This is a genomic window from Campylobacter concisus, assembly GCF_902460625.1.
Classification (GTDB): Bacteria; Campylobacterota; Campylobacteria; order Campylobacterales; family Campylobacteraceae; genus Campylobacter_A; species Campylobacter_A concisus_AD.
Window position 1 is genome coordinate 34,796 of sequence record NZ_CABPUT010000001.1, and the last position, 23,250, is coordinate 58,045.

Annotated in this window: 22 protein-coding genes and 1 pseudogene; 14 read left to right on the forward strand and 9 right to left on the reverse strand. The window is 39.3% G+C overall.

What is annotated here, in order from left to right; genetic code table 11:
* Genes pstC through F3G69_RS00200 form a run of 3 tightly spaced genes read left to right on the forward strand, consistent with a single transcriptional unit; the run spans window position 1 to window position 2,336 of the window.
* Window positions 1-858 carry a phosphate ABC transporter permease subunit PstC gene (gene pstC, locus F3G69_RS00190; protein WP_103600403.1) on the forward strand — a complete coding sequence of 286 codons (858 nt, stop codon included), beginning with the start codon at window positions 1-3 and terminating at the stop codon, window positions 856-858.
* Complete coding sequence (locus F3G69_RS00195) at window positions 845-1,702, forward strand: PstA family ABC transporter permease (RefSeq protein ID WP_103600404.1); 858 nt, start codon at window positions 845-847, stop codon at window positions 1,700-1,702. Before pstC ends, F3G69_RS00195 begins: the two co-directional genes overlap by 14 nt.
* Complete coding sequence (locus F3G69_RS00200; RefSeq protein WP_103600405.1) at window positions 1,671-2,336, forward strand: phosphate ABC transporter ATP-binding protein; 666 nt, start codon at window positions 1,671-1,673, stop codon at window positions 2,334-2,336. Before F3G69_RS00195 ends, F3G69_RS00200 begins: the two co-directional genes overlap by 32 nt.
* Before the next feature lie 26 nt (window positions 2,337-2,362).
* Here the strand turns inward: F3G69_RS00200 and F3G69_RS00205 are convergent, their stop codons facing one another.
* From F3G69_RS00205 to F3G69_RS00220, 4 genes are read right to left on the reverse strand one after another with little or no spacing between them, the layout of a single operon-like run.
* Complete coding sequence (locus tag F3G69_RS00205) at window positions 2,363-3,235, reverse strand: carbon-nitrogen hydrolase (RefSeq protein ID WP_103600406.1); 873 nt, start codon at window positions 3,233-3,235, stop codon at window positions 2,363-2,365.
* A 1-nt stretch (window position 3,236) separates the two neighbouring features.
* Window positions 3,237-4,163, reverse strand: a complete 927-nt coding sequence (locus F3G69_RS00210; protein ID WP_149714096.1) for a cation diffusion facilitator family transporter — start codon at window positions 4,161-4,163, stop codon at window positions 3,237-3,239.
* 2 nt (window positions 4,164-4,165) lie between these two features.
* Window positions 4,166-5,134 (reverse strand): agmatine deiminase family protein, encoded by a 969-nt coding sequence (locus F3G69_RS00215; RefSeq protein WP_149714097.1) that lies wholly within the window; start codon window positions 5,132-5,134, stop codon window positions 4,166-4,168.
* Window positions 5,131-5,376 carry a CBU_0592 family membrane protein gene (locus F3G69_RS00220; protein WP_021089339.1) on the reverse strand — a complete coding sequence of 82 codons (246 nt, stop codon included), beginning with the start codon at window positions 5,374-5,376 and terminating at the stop codon, window positions 5,131-5,133. The genes F3G69_RS00215 and F3G69_RS00220 overlap by 4 nt, the downstream gene beginning before the upstream one ends.
* Window positions 5,377-5,486: 110 nt before the next feature.
* Here F3G69_RS00220 and F3G69_RS00225 point away from each other — a divergent pair, with 110 nt between their 5' ends.
* The 4 genes from F3G69_RS00225 (at window position 5,487) to F3G69_RS00240 (ending at window position 8,487) form a co-directional block, all read left to right on the forward strand.
* Complete coding sequence (locus F3G69_RS00225) at window positions 5,487-6,140, forward strand: amino acid ABC transporter permease (RefSeq protein ID WP_087586623.1); 654 nt, start codon at window positions 5,487-5,489, stop codon at window positions 6,138-6,140.
* On the forward strand, window positions 6,127-6,795 hold the full coding sequence (locus F3G69_RS00230; protein ID WP_103600410.1) for an amino acid ABC transporter permease: 669 nt from the start codon (window positions 6,127-6,129) through the stop codon (window positions 6,793-6,795). The genes F3G69_RS00225 and F3G69_RS00230 overlap by 14 nt, the downstream gene beginning before the upstream one ends.
* Window position 6,796: 1 nt before the next feature.
* Window positions 6,797-7,534, forward strand: coding sequence for an amino acid ABC transporter ATP-binding protein (locus F3G69_RS00235; RefSeq protein WP_103600411.1), 738 nt, complete (start codon window positions 6,797-6,799; stop codon window positions 7,532-7,534).
* Between the two features lie 92 nt (window positions 7,535-7,626).
* On the forward strand, window positions 7,627-8,487 hold the full coding sequence (locus F3G69_RS00240) for a cysteine ABC transporter substrate-binding protein (protein ID WP_072594383.1): 861 nt from the start codon (window positions 7,627-7,629) through the stop codon (window positions 8,485-8,487).
* 390 nt (window positions 8,488-8,877) lie between these two features.
* On the opposite strand, the gene F3G69_RS00245 is transcribed toward F3G69_RS00240, so the two are convergent.
* The 4 genes from F3G69_RS00245 to groES all read right to left on the reverse strand — a co-directional run bounded on the left by F3G69_RS00245 (window position 8,878) and on the right by groES (window position 12,613).
* Window positions 8,878-10,245, reverse strand: coding sequence for a phosphomannomutase/phosphoglucomutase (locus F3G69_RS00245; RefSeq protein ID WP_084042165.1), 1,368 nt, complete (start codon window positions 10,243-10,245; stop codon window positions 8,878-8,880).
* A gap of 133 nt (window positions 10,246-10,378) precedes the next feature.
* On the reverse strand, window positions 10,379-12,013 hold the full coding sequence (gene groL, locus F3G69_RS00250; protein ID WP_002940160.1) for a chaperonin GroEL: 1,635 nt from the start codon (window positions 12,011-12,013) through the stop codon (window positions 10,379-10,381).
* A 22-nt stretch (window positions 12,014-12,035) separates the two neighbouring features.
* Window positions 12,036-12,344 carry a monooxygenase gene (locus F3G69_RS00255; RefSeq protein WP_084042163.1) on the reverse strand — a complete coding sequence of 103 codons (309 nt, stop codon included), beginning with the start codon at window positions 12,342-12,344 and terminating at the stop codon, window positions 12,036-12,038.
* Window positions 12,345-12,352: 8 nt separating this feature from the next.
* On the reverse strand, window positions 12,353-12,613 hold the full coding sequence (groES, locus tag F3G69_RS00260; RefSeq protein WP_072594386.1) for a co-chaperone GroES: 261 nt from the start codon (window positions 12,611-12,613) through the stop codon (window positions 12,353-12,355).
* Window positions 12,614-12,781: 168 nt separating this feature from the next.
* Here groES and F3G69_RS00265 point away from each other — a divergent pair, with 168 nt between their 5' ends.
* From F3G69_RS00265 to F3G69_RS00275, 3 genes and pseudogenes are all read left to right on the forward strand, one after another.
* The gene (locus F3G69_RS00265) at window positions 12,782-15,322 is read left to right on the forward strand and encodes a translocation/assembly module TamB domain-containing protein (RefSeq protein WP_149714098.1); all 2,541 of its coding nucleotides are present in this window, start codon (window positions 12,782-12,784) and stop codon (window positions 15,320-15,322) included.
* Window positions 15,323-15,371: 49 nt separating this feature from the next.
* A pseudogene (locus tag F3G69_RS09390) lies at window positions 15,372-16,316 on the forward strand (MFS transporter); the annotation flags it as partial.
* 269 nt (window positions 16,317-16,585) lie between these two features.
* Complete coding sequence (locus F3G69_RS00275; protein ID WP_149714099.1) at window positions 16,586-17,953, forward strand: hypothetical protein; 1,368 nt, start codon at window positions 16,586-16,588, stop codon at window positions 17,951-17,953.
* Window positions 17,954-18,182: 229 nt separating this feature from the next.
* Here the strand turns inward: F3G69_RS00275 and uvrB are convergent, their stop codons facing one another.
* Window positions 18,183-20,159, reverse strand: a complete 1,977-nt coding sequence (gene uvrB, locus F3G69_RS00280) for an excinuclease ABC subunit UvrB (protein ID WP_149714100.1) — start codon at window positions 20,157-20,159, stop codon at window positions 18,183-18,185.
* A 125-nt stretch (window positions 20,160-20,284) separates the two neighbouring features.
* On the opposite strand from uvrB, the gene F3G69_RS00285 reads away from it, so the two are divergent.
* The 4 genes from F3G69_RS00285 to F3G69_RS00300 are packed head-to-tail and all read left to right on the forward strand — an operon-like array spanning window position 20,285 to window position 23,034.
* Window positions 20,285-20,518: a coiled-coil domain-containing protein gene (locus F3G69_RS00285; RefSeq protein WP_021091279.1), complete on the forward strand. Its 234-nt coding sequence runs from the start codon at window positions 20,285-20,287 to the stop codon at window positions 20,516-20,518.
* Between the two features lie 13 nt (window positions 20,519-20,531).
* The gene (locus F3G69_RS00290) at window positions 20,532-20,768 is read left to right on the forward strand and encodes a hypothetical protein (RefSeq protein ID WP_054196819.1); all 237 of its coding nucleotides are present in this window, start codon (window positions 20,532-20,534) and stop codon (window positions 20,766-20,768) included.
* On the forward strand, window positions 20,765-21,181 hold the full coding sequence (locus F3G69_RS00295; RefSeq protein ID WP_149714101.1) for a type II secretion system protein: 417 nt from the start codon (window positions 20,765-20,767) through the stop codon (window positions 21,179-21,181). Before F3G69_RS00290 ends, F3G69_RS00295 begins: the two co-directional genes overlap by 4 nt.
* On the forward strand, window positions 21,181-23,034 hold the full coding sequence (locus F3G69_RS00300; protein WP_149714111.1) for a primosomal protein N': 1,854 nt from the start codon (window positions 21,181-21,183) through the stop codon (window positions 23,032-23,034). Before F3G69_RS00295 ends, F3G69_RS00300 begins: the two co-directional genes overlap by 1 nt.
* The last annotated feature ends 216 nt before the right edge of the window (window positions 23,035-23,250 follow it).

A 23,250-nucleotide genomic window follows, 5' to 3' on the forward strand; every position in this document is an offset into this window, starting at 1 on the left:
ATGACAGGGCAAATTTTTAAAGGCGCGATATATCTTTTCACACTTTTATCCGCCATGCTTTTGCTTTTACTCGTGGGGTTTTTACTGCTAAATTCCATGAGTTTCTTTGCAGAAGTAAGCCTTTTTGACTTCTTGCTAAATGGCGACTGGGACATTAGCACAGAGCCTTTTAGCTTTGGACTCTTTAATATCCTAGTCGCAAATTTCGCAGTTGCGTTTTTAGCTTGTATATTTTCATTTTTTATCTCGCTTGGCGTTACTATATTTATATGCTTTTTTGCGAGCGCCTGGCTTAAACACGTGCTAGACTGGATGATACGAATACTAGCTGGCATACCCTCTATCATATATGGATTTTTCGCACTTTACACAGTTGTAAAAATTTTAGAGTCAGGGCTAAAAATGTCCGCTGGCGAGTCAGTCTTGTCAGCTAGCCTCATCCTTAGCGTCATGATACTGCCATTTTTTACTTCGCACTTGCTCCAAAGTGTTGATCTGCTAAAGCAAAATTTCAAAACAAACTCAGACGCGCTTGGCGTAAGCACTGGATATTTTATAAGAAAAATCATTTTTAGAAAATCCATAAAAGCTAGCATTTCAGGCTTTATACTTGCATTTTCAAGGGCAGCTGGCGAGACGATGGCTGTGATGATGGTCATAGGCAACACCCCGCTTTTTCCACACCTGCTCTCAAAAGCTCAGACCATACCATCTCTAATAGCCCTTGAAATGGGCATGAGCGAGGCTGGTAGCTTGCACTATCACGCCCTAATAGCAAGCGGATTTGTCCTACTTGTTTTTATATTTTTGCTAAATATTTTTATCTTTAAATTTGAGAAAAACAATGAACGCTTTTAAAGATCATCTAGTCAAATTTTACGCTTATCTTTGCGTATTTATAGTGGTTGCGGTGATATTTTGGATATTTTATTTCATCTTTGCAAATGGCATCTCTCAGATAAATTTAGACTTTCTAACCAAAAATCCGCAAGGTTTAAATTTAGGTGAGAGTGGTGGCATAAGAGACGCTATCATAGGCTCATTTTTGCTAATGATACTATCCATGATATTTTCTGCGCTTCTTGGCGTTAGCTGCGCCATTTATAGGCAAATTTACTGCACTTCTAGCACAATCAAACTTGGGCTTAAATTTATCATCCAAACGATGGCCTCCATACCCTCTATATTGCTTGGGATGTTTGTTTATGGGCTTTTTATCGTTAGTCTTGATATCCCTAAAAGCCTGCTAACAGCTAGTATTACGCTTGCTTTGATGGTCTTTCCATTTGTGGAAGTTAGCACAGAAAAGGTGATCTCGCAGATAGATGAAAAGATGTTAAGAGATAGCTTCGCGCTTGGCGTTGATAAAAATTTCATGGCCAGAAAGCTTGTTTTGCCAACTATTAGAAAAAATATTATATCGATCTTGATACTAGCTGGCAGCTACGCCATAGGGGCAACTGCACCACTACTTTTAACAGGGGTCGTCTTCATGGCAAAGGCCGAAGGGCTACTCTCGCCGGTCATGGCACTGCCTTTTCATCTGCACATGCTACTAAGCCAGTCAGTCGCAACGCAAAATGCCTACGCCACGGCGCTCGTGCTCATTTTTATACTGATCATTTTGCACCTGCTTTCAGCCGTAGTTTTATTTGATATAGGAGAGAAAATTGCCAGATATTTTAAACATAAAAGATCTTAGTATCTTTTACCAAGATAATGAAATTTTAAAAGATCTAAATTTAAGCGTCGCCGAAAACGAGATCATCTGCCTAATGGGTAGCTCAGGATGTGGTAAATCGACATTTCTTTCAGCGCTAAATGGCTTTTTGGAGCAAAAGGGTGGCAGATATAGCGGAGAGATACTATTTAAAGGCGAAAATATCAAAAATAAGGGCGAAATTTGGCTAAGACGAAAGCTAGCTATACTCTTTCAAGACGCCACGCTCTTTCCTTTTAGTGTAGAAAGAAATTTGACCTATGCGATGGAATTTTACGAGGGCAGCATAAAAGATAAGCAAAAAAGAGTAGAAGAGCTCTTAAAAAGCGTAAATTTACTGGGTGAAATAAGCGATCTAGATATGCCAGCTAGCAAGCTCTCTGGCGGTCAAAAGCAAAGACTTTGCATCGCAAGAATGCTAACTACAAAACCTGAAGTGCTCATGCTTGATGAGCCTTGCTCATCGCTTGATATGAAAAATGTCTTGATCGTAGAGGAGCTTTTAAAAAGCTTGTCGCAAAGATACACCATCATCATCACCACGCACAATGAAGAGCAGGCAAAAAGGCTTGGCGGCAGGATAGTTCGAATCGTAGATAAGAAATTTACATTTTAAGAGAGCTAGAAATTCTAGCTCTAAATTTAGTCGATAAATCTTTTTGTGATATTTGCGTAGGCATCGATCCTGCGGTCTCTTAAAAATGGCCAAATTCTGCGCACTTCTTCGCTTCTTTTCATATCTATCTCAACGATCTTGCAAAGCTCATCTGTGCTATTTGCACGGAAAAGCTGCTCGCCTTGTGGCCCAAAAACAAAGCTATTTCCCCAAAATTTTATACCATCCATCACACCACTATCATCTTTTTCAAAGCCCACACGATTTACCGCAACAACCGGCAGGCCATTTGCCACGCTGTGACCTCTTTGAACTGCCACCCACGCTTCAAGCTGTCTTGATTTTTCATCATCACTATCGCCCTCAAACCAGCCAATAGCCGTTGGATAGATGAGAATTTTTGCTCCTTTTAGCGCCATCAGCCTAGCTGCTTCTGGATACCACTGATCCCAGCAGACCAAAACGCCAAGCTTGCCAAGGCTGGTTTCAATAGGCTCAAAGCCAATATCGCCAGGTGTGAAGTAAAATTTCTCGTAAAATCCAGGGTCATCAGGGATGTGCATTTTTCGGTACTTGCCAGCCACGCTGCCGTCACGCTCGAAGACAAAGGCGGTGTTATGATAAAGTCCGTCAGCCCTCTTTTCAAAGAGTGAAGTGACTAAAACAACGCCATTTTCTTTTACTACTCTGCCCCAAAAAGCGACATCTTCTTGCCAGTCGTTTGCATGATCAAAGAAATTTGTATCCTCGCTTTGGCAAAAGTATTGCGTCTGGTGCAGCTCTTGGCAAACAACTAGATCAGCGCCACCTTTTTTTGCCTCGGCGATTAGCTCAAGCGTCTTTGCGATAGTCGCCTCTTTTGTGCCTTTAAATTCTTGTTGAAGTAGTGCTACTTTCATCTCATTTCCCTTCTTTATCGTTGTATGGGTCTAAATGCGTGGTTATCTGCCACGAAAATTCCTTAAATTTCTCTCTTATCTCAGCTTCAAGCGAGTCGGCCACCTCGTGCGCATCGTAAAGCGAGATATCTTTGTCAAAAACTAAATGCAGCGTTAAAAATATGGTATTTGCGCTCTGTCTAGTGTTTAGGTAGTGAAAGTCTGAAATCCTCTGCTTTGCCTTTATCATCTTGATGATCCCCTCTGTGACCTCAGGACTTGCTGCATGATCTAACAAGATACCAAAGGCGTCTTTACCTAAATTTATAGCGCTTTGAGCGATGTAGCCGCTTATCACGATACCAAAGATCGCATCTATCATCACAAATCCACTAAATTTAATGATAAGAAGAGAAATAATGACAGCAAGGTTGCTAAAAAGGTCGATCTTATAGTGCAGCGCGTCTGCTTTTATGATAAGGTTGCCACTTTTTTTAGAAATTTGGTTTAAAAATAGCACCAAACATAGCGTCACTATGACCGAAAATACCATCACACCGAGGCTTAAACCAAGGTCTATCTCTAAATTTGGCTCGCTAAATTTCTTAACGCTCTCATAAAAAATATATCCAGCAGCCACGACGATGATGATGCACTCAAATAGCGCCGCTAACGCCTCCAGCTTTGTGTAGCCAAAGTTAAATCTCTCATCAGCTTGCTTTCTTGACTTTCTAAGCGCAAATAAATTTAAAAGCGAAACGATAAAATCAAGCATCGAGTCAATCGCCGAGCCAAGCACAGCGACCGAGCCGCTAAAAAGCCCTGCTGTAAATTTCACAAGTGCGAGCAAAAAGGCGCAAGCTCCAGCTGCGATAACTGCCTTATTTTCGCTCTGCGTGCACTCTTGCTTGTTTATGCGGTTAAACTCATAATCAAACGGACTTGACAAGGCTAAGCCCTTTTGTATCTATTTTGGCTTGAGCAGTGAAGCGAGCCATTTTGACGGACAAAAACTAGCGAATTTACACCGATGATCTTTCTATCTGGAAGCGCATGAGCTAGTAAATTTAACACCTTTTCATCGTTTTCGTCGTTATATGTTGGCACGATCAAGGCACCATTTATAAAGATGAAATTTGCATAGGTGCAGCCAAGCCTTTTGCCCTCATAAAATTTAGGCTTAGGAAGCGGCAGAGCAAGTAGCTTAAAGCCAGTTTTTTTAAGCTCATCCTCCATCTTTTTAAGCTCATCAAAGTGCTCATCACTCTCATCTTCGCAAGATGCGTAAGCGATAGTATCAGGCGTGATAAAACGCGCTAAAGTGTCGATGTGACTATCTGTGTCATCGCCTTTTATAAAGCCATTTTCAAGCCAGATGATACGCTTTAAGCCAAATAAATTTTTTAGTTTTTCTTCGATCTGCTCTTTGCTAAGTGCTTTGTTTCTATTTTCATTTAGTAAGCATTTTGAGGTGGTTAAAAGCACGCCATCTCCGTTAAATTCAACACTCCCACCCTCTAGTATCATATCAACTGGCTCAAGCTTAGTCTTGTAAATTTTAGCTAGCTCCAAATTTATCGCATCATCTTTTGAGCTCTTAAATTTACCGCCCCAAGCATTAAATTTAAAGTCGTAGCTCTTTACGCCATCTTCAGCATAAACGTCAATCATGCCGTAGTCTCTGATCCAGGTATCGTCGGTGTCAAGCTTTACAAACTCAACATTTTTAAATTTCTTAAACCTAGTAAAATTTGCCTCATCAGGGCAGATGAGCACCACCTTTTCAAAGGGCGTAACAGCAGCCACAAGCTCCTCATAGCCCGCCAAAATCTCCTCTAAATAAGGCTCCCAGTCGCTCTTACTATGTGGCAGCGATAAAAACAAAAGCTCCTGCTCTTCCCACTCTGCATACGCTCTCACGCTCTTTCCTTGTAAATTTTATAAATTCCATAAATCGTAATGATTATCCAAAAGACCTCTATCAAAAATGAACCGAGGTTAAAGTGCACAAAAAGCGAGATGATAAGTAGCACCGCACCTGCTAAATTTATTATCTGATAGGCTAGATCGCGGCTATTTAGGCGGCCGATCTGAAGTAAAAAATAGCCCATCACGATACAAATCATCCCCAAAAAGCCGATGATCTGAAAAAGATCGATCAAATTTTATCCTTTTTGTAAGCTCAAATTTAAAGCAAGATCATATCTAATTAGTTTTAAATTTATGATTATAAGATAAAATAACTCCATTTTTCAGATTGGATTAAAGTTTTATGGATTTTGAGTTTATTGAGAAATTTTATCCGCTTTATGTTAAAGCCGGAGTGCTTACCTGTGAGATCGCCTTTTTAGGGATCATTTTTTCTATTTTAATCGGTATTTTTTGTATGGCCATGAAATTTTACAAGCTAAAATTTCTATCAAAAGTGATTGACTGCTACGTCGAGCTCTCAAGAAATACACCACTTCTTATACAGCTTTTCTTTTTATATTATGGCTTGCCAAAGCTTGGAGTGTCGATGAGCGGCTTTGCCTGTGCGGTCGCTGGTCTTAGCTTTCTTGGAGGCAGCTATATGAGCGAGAGTTTTAGGCTTGGCTTTGAGGCGGTTAGAAAGTCGCAGATAGAAGCAGGACTAAGCATCGCACTTAGCAAAAATCAGCTCTTAAGATATGTTATCTTGCCTCAAGCATTTAGCGTAGCGGTGCCAAGCATTAGTGCAAATATTATCTTTTTACTAAAAGAAACAAGCATCGTTAGTATCGTAGCTCTTGCTGATCTAGTTTACGTCGCAAAGGATCTCATTGGGCTTTATTACAAAACAGACGAAGCGCTTTTTATGCTGGTTATTAGCTATCTCATCATCATTTTGCCAGTCTCGCTGGTGCTTAGCTATGTCGAAAAAAGGGTGAGAAATGCAAGGAGTTAGTATTTTATTTGACACGCAAAATTTACTAAGGCTCTTTGAAGGTCTAGTCGTTAGCACAGAAATTTCATTTATCTCTATTTTTATCTCTATAATCGGTGGTTTAGTGTTTGGCGTACTTATGAGCATGAAAAATAAATTTATCTATTTTATTTTAAAAATTTGCCTAGAAATCGTCCGTATAATGCCTCAGATCGTTTGGCTATTTTTATTTTATTTTGGTGTCAGCAAGGCGTTTGATATCCACATTTCAGCATTTACGGCCTCACTCATCGTCTTTAGCCTTTGGGGCATTTTTGAGATGATGGACATCGTGCGTGGCGCAATAACATCAATACCAAAACATCAATTTGAATCAGCCGCATCACTTGGGCTTAGTAAATTTCAAATTTACTCTCACGTCATCATCCCGCTTGCCACAAGAAGGCTAGTGCCTGGGGCTGTAAATTTACTAAGCCGTATGATAAAAACGACCTCTATCGTCGTGCTAATCGGCGTTGTAGAGGTAGTCAAAGTCGGTCAGCAGATCATCGAGCGAAATGTATTTACAAATCCTATGGCACCATTTTGGATATACACGCTCATATTCTTTTTATATTTTGTGATCTGCTATCCGGTCTCAAAACTATCAAAAAAACTAGAAGAAAAATGGAGCTAAAATGAGCGAAAACATATTAGAACTTAAAAAAATAAACAAATTTTATGGAGAGCTTCACGCCTTAAAGGATATAAATTTAGAGGTTAAAAGCGGCGAAGTGGTCGTGCTTCTTGGACCATCGGGATGTGGCAAAAGCACAACTCTTAGATGTATAAATGGCCTTGAGAGTATCGCAAGCGGCGAGATAATAATCGACGGTGAAGTAATTGATGCTAAATTTAATGATTGGCAAAGGATCCGCCAAAAAGTCGGCATGGTCTTTCAAAGCTACGAGCTCTTTGATCACATGAACGTCATAGACAACGTCCTTCTTGGGCCTTTAAAGGTGCAAAAAAGAGATAGGACCGAAGCCGAAAAGACTGCTGATATGTGGCTAAGCAAGGTTGGACTGCTTGATAAGAAATTTGCCTATCCAAAGGAGCTAAGTGGTGGCCAAAAGCAACGCATAGCAATAGTAAGAAGCCTTTGTTTAAACCCTGAAATTATGCTATTTGACGAGGTTACGGCTGCGCTTGATCCAGAGATCGTTAGAGAAGTGCTTGATGTTATACTAAATTTAGCCAAAGATGGAATGACGATGCTAATAGTCACCCATGAGATGAGCTTTGCAAGGGCGGTTGCAAACAAGATCGTATTTATGGATGCTGGGGCGATCGTGGAGATCAGCGAACCAGAGGAATTTTTTACCAAACCAAAGAGCGATCGCGCGAAGAAATTTCTAAATTTATTCTCGTTTTAGAAAAAATAAGAGATAATTTGCCGTTTTTTCAAAATGCGTTTAGAGCGAAAATTTAACGCTCTTATTTATTTAACTTTTTACAAGGAGAAAGAGTGAGAAAATTTAAATTTTTCTTATTAGCATTAATCGCTACCGTCTTTCTAACGGGTTGTGGTAATGACAAAGGTGCCGATACGGCAAAAGCTGCTTCAAACGAAGCTGATGCGATCGCAAAGATCAAAGAGCGTGGATTTGTAAGAATTGGCGTTTTCAGCGACAAACCACCATTTGGCTATGTCGATAAAGATGGCAAAAACCAAGGCTATGATATTTACTTTGCAAAACGTATCGCAAAAGACCTACTAGGCGATGAGAGCAAGGTAAAATTTGAGCTAGTCGAGGCTGCTGGTAGAGTTGAAGTTTTAGTAGCTGATAAAGTAGATATCACGCTTGCAAATTTCACAAAAACACCTGAGCGCGCACAAGTTGTTGATTTTGCGCTTCCATACATGAAGGTTTCGCTTGGCATAGTAAGCCCTGAAGGTGCAGTGATAAAGAGCATCGATGAGCTAAAAGATAAAACCCTAATCGTAAATAAAGGCACAACCGCAGACGCGTTTTTTACAAAAAATTATCCTGACATTAAGCTTGCAAAATACGACCAAAATACTGAAACATTTGCAGCTTTGGTTGATAAAAGAGGTGCTGCACTAGCACATGATAACGCACTACTTTTTGCCTGGGCGAAAGAGACTCCAGGCTTTGTTGTAGGCGTTGAGGCACTTGGTGATGTGGACGTGATAGCACCAGCTGTTAAAAAAGGTAACAAAGTTTTACTTGACTGGCTAAACAATGAGATCATTGAGCTCGGAAAAGAAAATTTCTTCCACAAAGACTATGATGCTACACTAAAACCAATCTATGGTGATAGCGTAAATCCAGAATCACTTGTCGTTGAAGGTGGCAAACTCTAAAATTTAATGGCGTAAATTTTTACGCCATCTCTCTTTTTTTTTAAATTTAACAATATGCTTGTGACTTTTTTCAGAAGGTAACACTACATAAATTCCATAGAAGACGGATATCTTACATACCTGAACAGCAAGCTAGTAGATGAACCCTTGTAACAATAAACTGAACGCCGATATTAGATAGACTACTTTTGGATTTAAATTGCATTATCCACATGAAGGTTCAAAAAAGCTAAGATGCATGTTTTTGATAAATTTAAATTACAGATAGTATGTATGCAGAGAAAAATCCGCGAAAGCTAGGCAAGAAAGATAAATCTTAGTTTTTTGAATGTTTAAATAAAATTTTAAAAAGCATTTTGGGGTAAATTTAGCCCAAAATGCCTTTGCAAGCTACATTAAGCTCTTTAGTAGATTTGTTACTTTTTGCTCGATCTCTTCTAAAAATTCCTTGCTCTTTGCCTCAAATCTAGTAACAATAACTGGCGTTGTATTTGACGCGCGTACTAGCGCCCAGCCATTTTCAAACTGAATCCTTATACCATCAATATCAATGATATTTTTTATCTTTGGCAGGTCGCAACTCTCATTTTTCACACAATCTTTTAGCTTGGCAACTATCTTAAATTTAGCCTCATCAGTCGTCTTTACCTTGATCTCATCGGTGCTAAAGACAAGTGGCATCTTATCAAGCTCGCCATCAAGGTCAAAGCCCTTATGAACTAGTTCGAGCACTCTCATCATCGCATAAAGCGCATCATCAAAGCCAAAGTATCGCTCTTTAAAGAAGATATGACCGCTCACTTCAGCTGCAAGATCTACGTTTAGCTCTTTCATCATCTTTTTAATGTTGCTGTGTCCTGTTTTTCCCATAAAAACTTCGCCGATCTTAGCGATCTCATCGTACATATTTTGTGAGCATTTTACCTCGCCAAGCACCTTTGGATGCTTCATATTTAGTGCATAAAGATATGCTAGCTCATCGCCTTTTATATCTCTTTTTGGCGTTATAACCGCGATCCTGTCGCCGTCTCCGTCAAAGCCAAATCCAAGGTCAAATTCTTTCTTTTCGATGAGTGAAAATAGCTCTTTTAAATTCTCTTTTTCGCTTGGGTCTGGGTGGTGATTTGGGAAATTTCCATCTGGCTCTTCATACAAAATTTTTGCATTTAGCCCGAGTGCCTTGACAATCGGTACCAAGCTCACGCCAACAGCGCCATTTGCGCAGTCGATAACAAAAGGCTTTTTAAAATTTTTAAGCTCACTAAATTCTTTTACAAAAAACTCGACATATTTTTCTAGGATATTAAATTTCTCACAGCTCTCATCGTCTGCGATCTCTAAATTTGAGGCGATTATCTCATTAACTTTATCTTTTAAAATTTGCAGATCTTTGCCAAAAAAACTATCTTTTTTGATAGTAATCTTAAAGCCGTTGTACTCTTTTGGGTTGTGAGAGCCCGTGATCATGATATTTGCGTCGAAATAATCAGCATAAACACTAAAGTAGCCAACGGGAGTTGGAAGTAAGCCGATGTTGTAAATTTTAAAGCCACCAGCCTTGTTTAGGCCACTTAGCAGGTACCTAAAAAGCGTTCTAGCACTTAGTCTTGCGTCAAAGCCAACACTTAAGGTTTTTACGCCAAATTCGTTAAATTTCTTACCCAAAGCAAGCCCTATAGCCTTGACGCTATCTTCTGTCAAGTCTTTTTCAAAAATGCCACGGATGTCGTATTCTCTAAAAATTTCATCATATTTCATTGTAAATTCTCCCTAAAAGAAAGCAAAATGATACAAGAATAAATTTAAAAAGGAGTAAATAATTTTATAAATTTAGTGAGTCTAAAGTTTAAGTATAAATTCGAGCTAGAAAGCTCTAGCTCGAAAAGGGCTGCTACATCATGCCGCCCATACCACCCATTCCGCCCATGTCAGGCATTGCAGGCATTGCTTTTTCTTCTTTTATCTCGCTGATAGTTGCCTCAGTTGTTAGTAGCAAGCTAGCCACGCTAACAGCGTTTTGAAGCGCGACTCTCTCAACTTTAACTGGGTCGATAATACCGGCTTCAAACATATTTACATATTCGCCAGTTGCAGCGTTAAAGCCAAAATTTGCATCTTTGCTTGTCTCAACTGCGTTTGCTACTACGCCTGCGTCAAAGCCAGCGTTCTCAGCGATTTGGCGAAGTGGAGCACGAAGCGCTCTTCTAACGATCTCAGCGCCAATTGCCTCATCACCTTGTAAATTTAGATTTACACTCTTTGAAGCAAGGATAAGAGCTGAACCGCCACCTACTACGATACCCTCTTCAACAGCTGCACGAGTAGCGCTTAGAGCATCATCAACGCGGTCTTTTTTCTCTTTCATCTCAGTCTCAGTCGCAGCACCTACTTTGATAACTGCCACACCGCCGCTTAGTTTTGCAAGGCGCTCTTGAAGTTTTTCTTTGTCATAGTCGCTTGTAGTCTCAGCGATTTGAGCTTTTATTTGAGTTATTCTAGCGTCGATCGCTGACTTCTCGCCTGCACCATTTACGATAGTTGTGTTGTCTTTGTCGATAACTACGCTTGAAGCTTGTCCAAGATCGTTTATAGTGGCACTCTCAAGCGTTCTGCCTAGCTCTTCACTGATAACTTCACCACCTGTTAAAATAGCGATATCTTCAAGCATCGCTTTTCTTCTATCACCAAAGCCAGGAGCTTTTACAGCTGAGATGTTTAGCACACCACGAAGTTTATTTACAACAAGTGTTGCAAGTGCCTCGCCCTCGATATCTTCAGCGATGATTAGTAGCGGTTTGCCACTCTTTTGTACTTGCTCAAGCACAGGGAGTAGATCTTTTAAATTTGTAATCTTCTTGTCAAATAGCAATATAAATGGGTTACTTAGCTCAACTTGCATCTTTTCAGGGTTTGTGATGAAGTATGGGCTTAGGTATCCGCGGTCAAACTGCATACCCTCAACAACGCTTAGCTCGTCTTGGATAGATTTTGCCTCTTCTACTGTTATGACGCCATCTTTGCCAACTTTTTCCATCGCATCAGCGATTAGTTTGCCGATGCTCTCATCTGAGTTAGCAGAGATAGTAGCGATCTGAGCGATCTCTTTTGAACCTGATACTTTTTTAGAGATATTTTTTAGTGCATCTATAAGAGCTGCTACTTCTTTATCCATACCGCGTTTTACTTCGATAGGATTTGCGCCAGCAGTTACGTTTCTAAGACCCTCTTTAAATATAGCGTGAGCTAGCACGGTTGCTGTTGTCGTGCCGTCACCTGCTTGGTCGTTTGTCTTACTTGCTACTTCTCTAACTAAACTTGCACCCATGTTTTCGATAGTATCTTTTAGCTCAACCTCTTTAGCCACACTAACGCCGTCTTTTGTGATGTTTGGCGCGCCAAAGCTCTTTTGGATAAGGACATTTCTGCCTCTTGGTCCCATTGTCACTTTTACAGCGTCATTTAGTTTTTTTACGCCCTCGTATAGGCGATTTCTTGCATCATCAGAGTAAAAAATTTCTTTTGCCATTGTTTTTCCTTTTGGTTTTAATTTATTTTAAAAAATCAGCCTTATTTATCATTGACAAAGGCATATTAATATCAAAAATTTTGCCGCGAATATTTGAATAGCCGTTTTTAGCCAGTCTTTCGCTATGCATTTTCAGATACTTTTCCGCATTCTCCTTATTGTCAAAAAGATAAATTCCGCCGGCTTCTTTTGTTTGTTTATTCTCAGTCCAAATTTTCCATATCATACCGGGTTCTTGGTTGATGCTTTTGGCCAAATCCTCAAAAGCTTTTGACATCTCGTCTCCAAAAAGACCTTCTTGCGGAAAATCAACATACATAATCGCAGCCATCTGCAGCCTTATTTTAAAACACCTAAAACATCATCAATATTTAAAACAAGATATGTTTTATCATCTAAATTTATCTCAGTGCCACCGTATTTTGCAAATACAACTTTATCACCAACTTTTACGCCCTCTACTTCAGCCCCGACTGCTTTTACCTCACCGCTTAAAGGTTTTTCTTTTGCGTTATCAGGTATAATAATGCCCGAAGCTGTGGTCTTTGTCTCCTCTACGCGTTCGACTAGAACACGCTTGCCTAATGGTTGAAAGTTCATTGTTCATCCTTTTGGTTTAATTGTCTTTTTTAGCACTCTTTATTTTTGAGTGATGAAATCCTAGCACTTTTTTCTAAAAAAGTCAATAATTTATAGTTAAATTTTATTAAAACTTTAGTCACTTACACTAAAGTTTTATGATATGTAAAACTAATATAAAGGAAATTTATGAAAAAAATAGCCTATTTAGTAGTGGCTTTGGGGCTGATAATCCTTTGCCTTTTTGGCTTTATCTTTAGCTCTTTTGGCAATAAATTTATAGCCAGCGAAATAGAAAAAGAGGCACTTGCTCGCGGTATCGATGTGAAATTTAAAGATTTTAATTTAGGATTTAGCACGCTAAATTTAGAAGCGACCGTGATGAACGCCATAAATTTAAAGGCAAATGGTGAGCTTTCACTGCTTGCTCAAAGTATGAACTTAAACATAGATATAGACGCCGACAAGTCGAAGGCTAGCAAGCTTGGATTAAAAAAAGATGTCGCACTTAAAGCAAACGTGGCTGGTAAATTTAGCGACTTCAAGCTAACAGCAACTGGCACGGCGCTTGGCTCAAACATAAATTTAAACGCAAATTTAAAAGACTACCTACCAAAAGCCCTAAATATTAACGCTAAAAACATCGAGCTTTCTGAGATCTCAGCTCTAGTAAAAAAGCCAAATTTAGTTAGCGGGAAGCTTGATCTAACGAGCAACATACAAGGGGTTGATGAGAAAAATGAGCCCATCATTAACGCTCAAATTTTAGCAAGCGATGCAGCTATAAACAAAGAAATTCTTAAAAATGAATTTGGGCTAAATTTAACAAAAGATATAAACTTTAAAGGTGGTGTAAATGCTAAATTTGCAAATGAAAAAGTGAGCGCAAAAACCCTTATCATTGCACCTGAAGCCACTTTAAAAGCAAACGAGACGACTTATGATTTAGCTAGTAAAAATTTAAAGAGCGACTTTTCGCTAAACGTGCCTGATCTTGCCCTTTTTGGCAAGCTCTTCGGCGAGCAGCTAAGTGGCGTAGTGGACGCAAACGGCGAAATTACAATGCAAGAAAATGCCCTTAAAAACCTAAAAGCAGACATCAACGGCCTTGGCGGCAAGATAAATGTAAATTTTGATAGTAAAAATTTAGCCCTAAGCGCAGCAAATATCAAGCTAAAAGAGCTTTTAGCGCTTGCTTTGCAGCCTAACTACGCAGATGGAGAGATAAATTTAAATGCAAATTTTAGCGGCTTTGACGAGCTAAAAAAGCTTGCTGGAGAGGCTAAATTTGATATAAAAAATGGCCTTATAAATAATGGTCTTGCAAAGCTTAAAAATGCGGCGAAATTTGAGCTAAAAGGTGGCGCTGTCGCAAAGGGAGAGCTTGTAAATTTTGACGCAAATGTGCTTAGCGACCTTGGCGAGCTAAAAGATGTAAAGGGCGTTTATGACCTAAAAAATAGCCAAATTTTTAGCAAATTTGCCCTGCTCATTAGCGACCCTGAGAAATTTAAAGCGGTTAGCGGCTTTGAGGTGAGCTCAAAAATGGCGCTTGTGGGCGATGCGAAGGTCAAAGAGAGCAAGATAGATGAGTTAAATTTAGGCGGCGATGCCTTTGCTGGCAAGCTAAACGCCACCATAAAAAATGAAAATTTAGACCTTAGCCTAAAAGAGGCACAGCTTGGAGAGATCTTAGCACTTAGCGGTAGCGGCAGGCTGGCAAACGCTAAGGCAAATGTCCGGGCAAAGGGGCAAAATATCTTTAGCAAAAGCCCAAGCATCGCAGCAACGATCGCTTTAAACGATGGCAAATTTAATGCCACTGCACTTAGCAAAATGCTAGATAAAAAATTCCCAGAAAATGAGAAATTTAGCTCAAATTTGAGCCTAGACTACAAGGGCAACGTAGCGAAATTTAGTGGAGACTTTCTTAGCTCGCTAGCTGATATAAAAGGCATAGATGGAAGCTTTGACTTGGGCAAAAGCACACTAAGCTTAAAGCTTCAAGCGGTGGTTTCAGAGCTAAACAAGCTTGCATTTTTAGCCGGCCGCGAGCTTCACGGCAAATTTGCAGCCCTCGTAACGGCAGAGGGCAAAGTGGATGATCTAAGCGTAAAAGCCACTTCAGATGATCTATTTAAGGGCAAACTAGAGGCTAACTACAAAGCTGGCGCGCTTGATGCGGTGCTAAAAAATTTTGAAGTCAAAGGGCTAACGCAGACTTTGGGGCTGGATCATCTATATGACGGCAACGGCGATGCTAAATTTGACTACAAAACAAAGCAAAAGCTCGGCAAATTTGACATCTTGCTAAAAGAGGGTCACCTAGCCAGCACAAATCTCACAAACAATATAAAAACCTTCACCGGCAAGGATATCACAAAAGAGATTTACAAAGACGGCAAAATTTACGGCGATATAAATGGCGATAATGTAGTTTTTAACGTAAATTTAAGCTCACCAAAAAGCGATATAAAGGTTGCAGGCGGCACTTATAATACCGCGACAAAAATGCTTAACACACCGCTTGTTTGCAGGCTCGAAAAGACCGATCTAAACGTGAAAATTTCAGGCACGACAGACAAGCTAAAATACGACGTCAGATCGCAGTATCTTGAAAATAAGGTCAAAAAAGAGATAGGTAGATTTTTAGACAAAAAGCTTGGCAAAGATGATGACGCAAGCGGCGAAAAACAAAATTTAAAGGGGCTTTTAAAAGGGCTATTTTAGATGAAAAAGGCGGAAAATTTAAAGTATCTAATAGGACTTAGGCACTTTTTGTAACAACATAAACCAAAGTGCGCTTGGTGCGATGCTACCCTTTTTCATCGCGAGCTACCACTATGACTACGCAACAGCCGCTTCGCTCGTGACCGCTACAAATTTAGCAAGCTCGCTCATCCAACCACTTATCGGCCGTCTAAGCGACAAAAAAGAGCTACCCTACGTCATCCCGCTTGGGCTACTGCTTGCTGGCGGGGGCATGAGCCTCACTGGCTTTGTGACAAACTACTACATCATCTTGGTTTGCGTGATGATAAGCGGTATCGGCGCTGCGCTCTTTCACCCAAGCGCCACAAGGATCGTAAACTACGCCTAAAACGCCAAAAATAGAGCCAAAAGTATAAGTATATTTTCTTTTGGAGGCAACGTGGGCTTTGCAGTTGGGCCCATTTTAGTCGCCGTTTTTGTGGGGAATTTTGGCCTAAAAGGGACGCTAGTCTTTATAATCCCTCAAATTTTTCTAACACTTTTATACCTCAAAAAGGGCAAATTTATAAAAGCGCTAGAAGGCAATCACAAAAAGCAAATTTCACAAAAAACAAGCGCTTTAAAAGACGATTTAGGCGCATTTTTGAGGCTTTGTCTATGTATATTTTCACGCTCGATCGTCACATTTGGCTTTTCGACATTTTTTAGCATCTATCTCATTAAAATTTTTGGCCTCAGCAAAGAGGCTACAAATGTAAATTTAAGTCTATTTTTTGCTGTAGGTGCGATAGCTACGCTATTTGGCAGAGTGCTAGCGGATAGATACGGCCTAGTTAGACTCATCAAAATAAGCCTAAGCATCGCCGCACCACTAGTCGTGCTGATGCTCTTTATTGGCAGCTATGCGCTATTTCTCGCAGCCTCCATATGCGTGAGCGCCTGCATCAGACTATCTTTTAGCCCTTCAATCGCCCTTACACAGCTTTATTTGCCAAATCAGATCAGCTTATAGGCTTAGTCAAGCGTAACGCTTGGCCTTAGTATCACGATCGGCGACGTATTCGCAACGGTCATCGGCAAGATCGCTGACATCTTTAGCCTTATACACTCATTTTACTTTGTCGTAGCAGTATCGCTTATATGCGCGGTTTCTAGCTACTTTTTAAGGCCAGTCACGAGATAAATAAATACCAAATTAAAATAAATTAACCTGATTTAAAATATTTAAATATTTTTTAGACTAATTACAATAAAATAACTAATTTAATTTAAGGAGTAAATTTGGAACCGTTACAACAAGAAAAAAAATATATGTTAAAAAGTGCCAGAGAGTTGGGGATTATATCTTGTATTGTGGCGATATTTAAGTATCTAGTTTTCGTTTCAGGGCTTTACAAAACCCTTGATCGTGATTTCAGTCTTATCCTCAAAGCATGCTGCGACTCTATCAGTTGGCTACTTTTATTTTTTGCCATTTCATTGATATGTTCTGTTTATAATTCCTCAAAACTAAGAACATATTTTAAAATTTTTACTATTTTCATTTTGATATATGTGATTTTAACTCTTTTGACTTTTAAAATTGTTATGTATCTAGGAGAAAGAAATTTTAACAATGATGATTTTATCTTTACGATATTGAATCATTTTTATAGCGACGAAGAGATCATGTATAATCATGACCTATTTAAACAGCTATTTATTTATCGTAGCTATTTATTGAGAGTATTATTCGTAACAGCATCACTATTTTTATTTATATCTATCGCAAAATTAGGAAAAATAACAAAAGAAAAAATGTTTTGGGCTTATGCGTTATTTGGCGCATCTCACATAGCAAGCTACTTTATTAAAATTGATCACAAAATTTATAATTATATTGATATTGGAGCTTTCTTTCTTGCTTTAATCGCATGGTGGCGACTAAAGATACAAACAAGTAGTGACGAAATCCAAGCAACTAGCAAAGATGGGATTTTAAACGTGACTACTATCAAATCTCCAAGCCAATTAGCCGCGAAAGCCTGCTTAGTTGGCCTTATCGCAACATTTTTTTACTATATATTTTTTGAATATTTGTTAGCACATCAAGAAAGAATGTCGCTTCGACCAATAATATTTATAAAGCCTCTTGTTTATGCGGTAGTATTAGCGGTTATTTGCTCTGCCGTTAAGCAGATAGTACATACGTTAAATGAGATAAGACTACATACAAATTTCTTATTTTTCTCTATCCTTTTTGTGATATTTACAATAGCAAAAGCAACAACTGACTACATGTATATATATGCTTACGATTATAATTTTTTAAATATCTTTGGTACGCACAATGCCTCAATTAAATCTTTAGTTTCTAGTGCCAATACAATCCTCTATATTGGAGTATTTGCTCATTTGTTAGCTACAGTATTTTTATTTTTATTTACAACAAGATTAGTGAGCGCAACTAAAAGTAGGCTATTTTGGATAAATTTTATATTGTTTGTGGTAAGTTCAGTCATACTTTTAGCACTACTATTTCCGGGTAAGCCAGACTTTATAGGCCTTTTAACCAAAAACATAGATCTTTTTAATATGGCAGAGTTTTTCTTTTTATTAATTGCTTGGTATAGCGTAAAAAAAGATACAAGAGAACAGGATAGATCGTAAAACAGCATTTGGCGATAAATTTATAGTTTAAACAGCTAAAGACAAGATAATTTTTGTCTTTGGCTTCGCCATGAGGAGACGAGGCGAAATTTTGCGATACGAATGGGCTCAAAAGCAGTAGTATTTTGTGATAGATTTAAATGTTGCGCGGTTTAAAATTTGCGCAGACTAGACATATAGTCTGCGCAAATTTTAGCAAGTTCATTTAAAGATACACAAAAGACAACGCTTATATTTTTCTCATCTTTGCTATTTCATCTCTTAGCGCCGCCGCCTTCTCAAACTCCAGCTGCGCCGCCGCTTCAAGCATCTGCTTTCTTAGCTCTTTTACTATCGCGGCTCGCTCGCTTGCTGGCATCTTTTCTAAATTCTTGCCACGTTTATAAATTTCACCATCATCTTCGATATGCAAGCTCTCTTCGATATTTCTACTTGCAGAGTGCGGCGTGATGCCGTGAGCTTTGTTGTATTCATCTTGAAATTTACGCCTAGCTGTCGTCGTATCGATCGCCTCTTTCATCGAGTGCGTGATCTTTTTGGCAAACATTAGCACCTTGCCATTTACATTTCTAGCCGCACGCCCCATCGTCTGTATAAGGCTCGTTGTCGAGCGCAAAAAGCCCTCTTTATCGGCATCCATTATGGCTATCAGGCTCACTTCTGGCAGGTCAAGCCCCTCACGGAGTAAATTTATGCCTATTAGCATGTCAAATTCGCCGCTTCTAAGCCCTCTAATGATCTCATTTCGCTCGATCGCGTCGATGTCTGAGTGCATATACTTGACTTTTATGCCAAGCTCGATGTAGTAGCGGCTTAGCTCCTCGGCCATCTTTTTAGTTAGCACCGTAACTAGCACACGCTCATTTCTAGCGATGACAGCCTTTGCCTCGTCAAATAGCGCCTCAACCTGGTTGTCGCTATCTTTTATCTCGATAAGCGGATCAAGCAGCCCCGTAGGACGCAAAATTTGCTCGTATACGTGCCCCTGACTGATACCAAGCTCGTACTCGTTTGGTGTGGCTGAGACAAAGAGAAATTTTGCCTTTTTGCTTATAAACTCGTCAAATTTAAGCGGCCTGTTATCAAGCGCTGAAGGCAAGCGAAATCCATACTCCACAAGCACCTCTTTACGGCTCCTATCGCCCGCGTACATGCCCCTAAACTGCGGCAAACTCACGTGGCTCTCATCGACGATAACCAGATAGTCTTTGCCGCTTATCTCAAAGTAGTCAAACATCGAGTATGGCGTCTCTCCGGGCTTTTGACCAGTTAGGTGGCGTGCGTAGTTTTCGATGCCTTTGCACATACCCGTACTTGCCATCATCTCAAGGTCAAACTCCACCCTTTGCTTTAGCCTCTGCGCCTCTACTAGCTTGCCCTGCTCGTTAAACTCTTTTAAACGAATATCAAGCTCCTCTTCGATCTCTTTCATCGCGATCTTTAGCCTATCAGCGCCCACGATGAACTGGCTTGTCGCATAAAGCGTAAATTTAGAGATATCCTTTAGGCGTTTATTATCAAGCACATCAAAATGATACATCGCATCGATCTCATCGCCAAAAAACTCAACCCTTAGAGCTTCGTCGTTATAGTAAGCTGGATAAATATCCACCACATCGCCATTTACACGAAAATCCCCTCTGTCAAAGTAGTTGTCATTGCGCTTATAGCCCATATCTACAAGCTGCTCTAAAAGCTTTCTTTGGCTTATCTTCTCACCCACGCTAAGATATGCCACCATCCCTTTATACTCACTTGGATTACCAAGGCCGTAGTTTGCAGAGACTGAGGCAACACAGACTACGTCGTCAAAGCTTAGCAAGCTAGCCGTCGCAGAGAGGCGCAGGCGCTCAAGCTCCTCATTTACCGAGCTATCCTTTTCTATATATAGGTCGCTTCTTGGGATGTAGGCCTCTGGCTGGTAGTAGTCGTAGTAGCTTATGAAGTACTCGACGTGATTTTTTGGGAAAAAGCCCTTAAATTCGCTGTAAAGCTGCGCGGCAAGGGATTTGTTATGCGTCATTATCAGAGTTGGCATATTTAGCTCACGTATGACATTTGCCATAGTAAAGGTCTTGCCAGATCCTGTCACGCCTAGAAGTGTTTGGTATTTGTTGCCTGATTTTATACTTTTTACTATCTCTTTTATCGCTCTTGCTTGGTCGCTGCTTGGGCTAAATTTAGATGAAATTTCAAATTTACTCATTAACTACCTTTAAATTTGGGCGAATTTTATAGCAAAGATAGTGCTTTGTCAAATGAGAATTTTAAAAAGAATTTAGCCTCTGCGTGTTAGAATACGGCATTAATTATTATTTTAAAGGAACCTTTATGTTTGAAGATAATGCGATCTTAACCACACTAAGCGATAAAGTAAATGACCTGATCACAAAATATGACGAACTTTGCAAAACGAACGAAGAGTTGCGTAATGAGATCGTAACTTTAAAAGCACAAAATGAGGCAAAAAGCAATCAAATCATGCGTTTAGAAGAGGATCTTGACAAGAAAAATACCGAAGCTGACGATGTAATGAGAAAAATCGAAGCTGTCCTTGGCAGATAAGCTTGGCTAAAATATGAAAAAAATTACGCTCACTATATCATCTCGCGACTACACGATCACGCTTGATGATGATTTTGCTAAATTCTTTGAAGATGACTGGCAAAATTTAATGGGCGGACGCCAATTTATCGAGCCAAAAGAGCTTTTAAACGCCTTTATAGAAAAATGTTATGAAAACTACGCCGTGATAAAGGCAGTAAAAAATTTAACTGGCAATGTTGATGAGATATTAAAGCGAGAAGAGAGATGAAAAGACGAGCTTACACCTTGCTTGAGCTAATATTTATAGTAGTTATTCTAGGTATTTTAAGCACAGTCGCTATACCTAGGCTATTTTTTTCTAGAAGTGATGCTACCATCTCAAATGCAAAAACTCAACTTGCAGCTATAAGAAGCGGAATTTCACTAAAATACAATGACAATATCTTGCAAGCAAAGCCAGAATTTCCACAAAAACTAGACGATGGCGATCCAAGCAAACTCTTTAAAAATGTTATAAATATACCGATAAAAGATAGCGGCAGCAAAAATGGCTGGCACAGAATAAGCGATGACAAATACGCATTTAGGCTAGATGGCAAAGTAGCAAATTTCAAATACGACAAAAATACTGGTGATTTTGGTTGCAGTGATGAAAATGAAATTTGCAAATCACTTCAGTAATGCATTATTACATACTCGCATTTTATGGGCTAAATTTAGCCCCACTCACTTATGAAAGCGATCAAAAACTAGAAAAATTTCAAGGCGTAAAGGCTTCTTTAAGAGGAAAAATTCTTACTGCTTTTATCGTAAAAGAGACTGGCAAACCAGAGTTTAAAACAAGCAAAATTTTAGAAATTCTACCGATTAATCTAACTTCAATGCAAAGCAAATTAGCAATATTTATCTCAAAATATTACACATGCGAGCTTGGCGTCAGCCTAAATTTATTTGAACCAAATGACACTATTGCAGCAGATAAATTTTATGAAAATCAAAATTTTAATGTAGCACCAAAACTAAGCGAAAAACAGCAAGAGGCTTTGGATTTTATAAATAAACGTAAAATTTCACTCATCTTTGGCGACACTGGAAGCGGAAAAAGCGAGATTTACATCGCTAAGATCAGAGAAATTTTAAACGCAGGCAGCCAAGCGCTATTTTTAATGCCCGAAATTTCACTCACGCCACAAATGCAAAAACGCCTTGAGAGCTTCTTTGGCGAGGCAGTAGCAGTCTGGCACTCAAAGATAACATCAAAGAAAAAAGAGCAAATTTTAAAAGATATAAAAAGTGGCAAAGTTAGGCTAATCGCAGGTGCGAGGTCGGCTTTATTTTTACCACTTGAGAGGCTAAAACTCATCATCATCGACGAAGAACACGACGATAGCTATAAAAATACAGGCTCAAAGCCACACTACAACGCAAGAGATCTCGCCCTCTTTTTAACTAGTAAATTTGATCTACAAGTGGGGCTTGGAAGTGCCACGCCAAGCCTTACTAGCTTTTACAAGCAGGAGCATTTTCGCTTAAAAGGGACATATTTTGATTCGCAAAAAAATTACATTTTCGATGAGAGCGAGACGGGAATTAGTGAAATTTTAAAAGATGAAATTTCAAAGACACTCGCGAATAAAAAGCAAGCTGTCATCTGCCTGCCAACAAGGGCAAATTTTAAATATCTAGTCTGCAAAAACTGCGGTGAAACGCTAAAGTGCCCATTTTGCAGCATCGGTATGAGCTATTACAAAAAACAAAACGTGCTAAAGTGTCAATACTGCGAGCATAAAATGGCCGTGCCAAAAATTTGTCACCAGTGCGGTAGCGAGATGATAGAGGCCAAAAAAATTGGCACTAGCGAGCTACTTGAGCGGCTGCAAGCTGAGTTTGCGAATGCCAGAATCGCTAAATTTGACAGGGACGAGATAACGACGCAAAACAAGCTCGTAAAGGCTTTGAAGGAATTTAACGACGGCAAGATAGACATCCTGCTAGGCACGCAGATGCTAAGCAAAGGGCATGATTACCACAACGTAGAGCTTGCTGTCATCATGGGATTTGACGAGCTTTTAAATTTTCCTGATTATAAGGCCAGAGAGCGAACGCTTGCTCTTGCCATGCAAGTAGCCGGAAGAGCTGGTAGAAACGGGGTTGGCAGAGTTATCATTCAAAGCAAACAAAGAGAATTTTTTGAGAGCTACATCAGTGATTATGACGCATTTTTAAAAGATGAGATAAATTATAGAAAAGAGCTTTATCCGCCATTTACCAGGCTTCTTCGCATTATCATCTCACATAAAGATGAAAAAATAGTAAAAAATACAATGAATGAATTTGTACAAAGAATAGAACCTTTAAAAAGCGATGAGCTTGAGATCATAGGATACGGAAAGTGTCAGATAGAGTATCTTGGAAGCAAATTTAGATATGAAATTTTACTCCGCTCAAACTCTCATATACCTCTTTTAAAAGCTGCAAGCCTCTGCAAAAGCGAGCTTAGTGATATCGATATTGATCCAGTCAATTTTAGTTAAAAATGCTAGTCTAAAAACTATCCAACAAAGACATGGTAAATTTTAAAATAGATAATAGAGAAACCTAATGCTTATGAAAGCATTATGAAATTTGATAAGTTGGCTATAAAGAGTAAGTAAAATTTTAGAAACTACATCCAATAAAAATACTAATTTTTAAACTATTAAAAATAAATTTTCAAGCCTTTTAAAAGCCATTTTTCTTTATAATCCCCA

Coding starts and splice junctions, on each gene's coding strand:
- pstC (WP_103600403.1), top strand. CDS start 1: ATGACAGGGCAAATTTTTAAAGGCGCGATATATCTTTTCACACTTTTA.
- F3G69_RS00195 (WP_103600404.1), top strand. CDS start 845: ATGAACGCTTTTAAAGATCATCTAGTCAAATTTTACGCTTATCTTTGC.
- F3G69_RS00205 (WP_103600406.1), bottom strand. CDS start 3,235: ATGAAAGTAGCACTACTTCAACAAGAATTTAAAGGCACAAAAGAGGCG.
- F3G69_RS00225 (WP_087586623.1), top strand. CDS start 5,487: ATGGATTTTGAGTTTATTGAGAAATTTTATCCGCTTTATGTTAAAGCC.
- F3G69_RS00230 (WP_103600410.1), top strand. CDS start 6,127: ATGCAAGGAGTTAGTATTTTATTTGACACGCAAAATTTACTAAGGCTC.
- F3G69_RS00235 (WP_103600411.1), top strand. CDS start 6,797: ATGAGCGAAAACATATTAGAACTTAAAAAAATAAACAAATTTTATGGA.
- F3G69_RS00245 (WP_084042165.1), bottom strand. CDS start 10,245: ATGAAATATGATGAAATTTTTAGAGAATACGACATCCGTGGCATTTTT.
- groL (WP_002940160.1), bottom strand. CDS start 12,013: ATGGCAAAAGAAATTTTTTACTCTGATGATGCAAGAAATCGCCTATAC.
- F3G69_RS00255 (WP_084042163.1), bottom strand. CDS start 12,344: ATGGCTGCGATTATGTATGTTGATTTTCCGCAAGAAGGTCTTTTTGGA.
- groES (WP_072594386.1), bottom strand. CDS start 12,613: ATGAACTTTCAACCATTAGGCAAGCGTGTTCTAGTCGAACGCGTAGAG.
- F3G69_RS00265 (WP_149714098.1), top strand. CDS start 12,782: ATGAAAAAAATAGCCTATTTAGTAGTGGCTTTGGGGCTGATAATCCTT.
- uvrB (WP_149714100.1), bottom strand. CDS start 20,159: ATGAGTAAATTTGAAATTTCATCTAAATTTAGCCCAAGCAGCGACCAA.
- F3G69_RS00285 (WP_021091279.1), top strand. CDS start 20,285: ATGTTTGAAGATAATGCGATCTTAACCACACTAAGCGATAAAGTAAAT.
- F3G69_RS00290 (WP_054196819.1), top strand. CDS start 20,532: ATGAAAAAAATTACGCTCACTATATCATCTCGCGACTACACGATCACG.
- F3G69_RS00295 (WP_149714101.1), top strand. CDS start 20,765: ATGAAAAGACGAGCTTACACCTTGCTTGAGCTAATATTTATAGTAGTT.
- F3G69_RS00300 (WP_149714111.1), top strand. CDS start 21,181: ATGCATTATTACATACTCGCATTTTATGGGCTAAATTTAGCCCCACTC.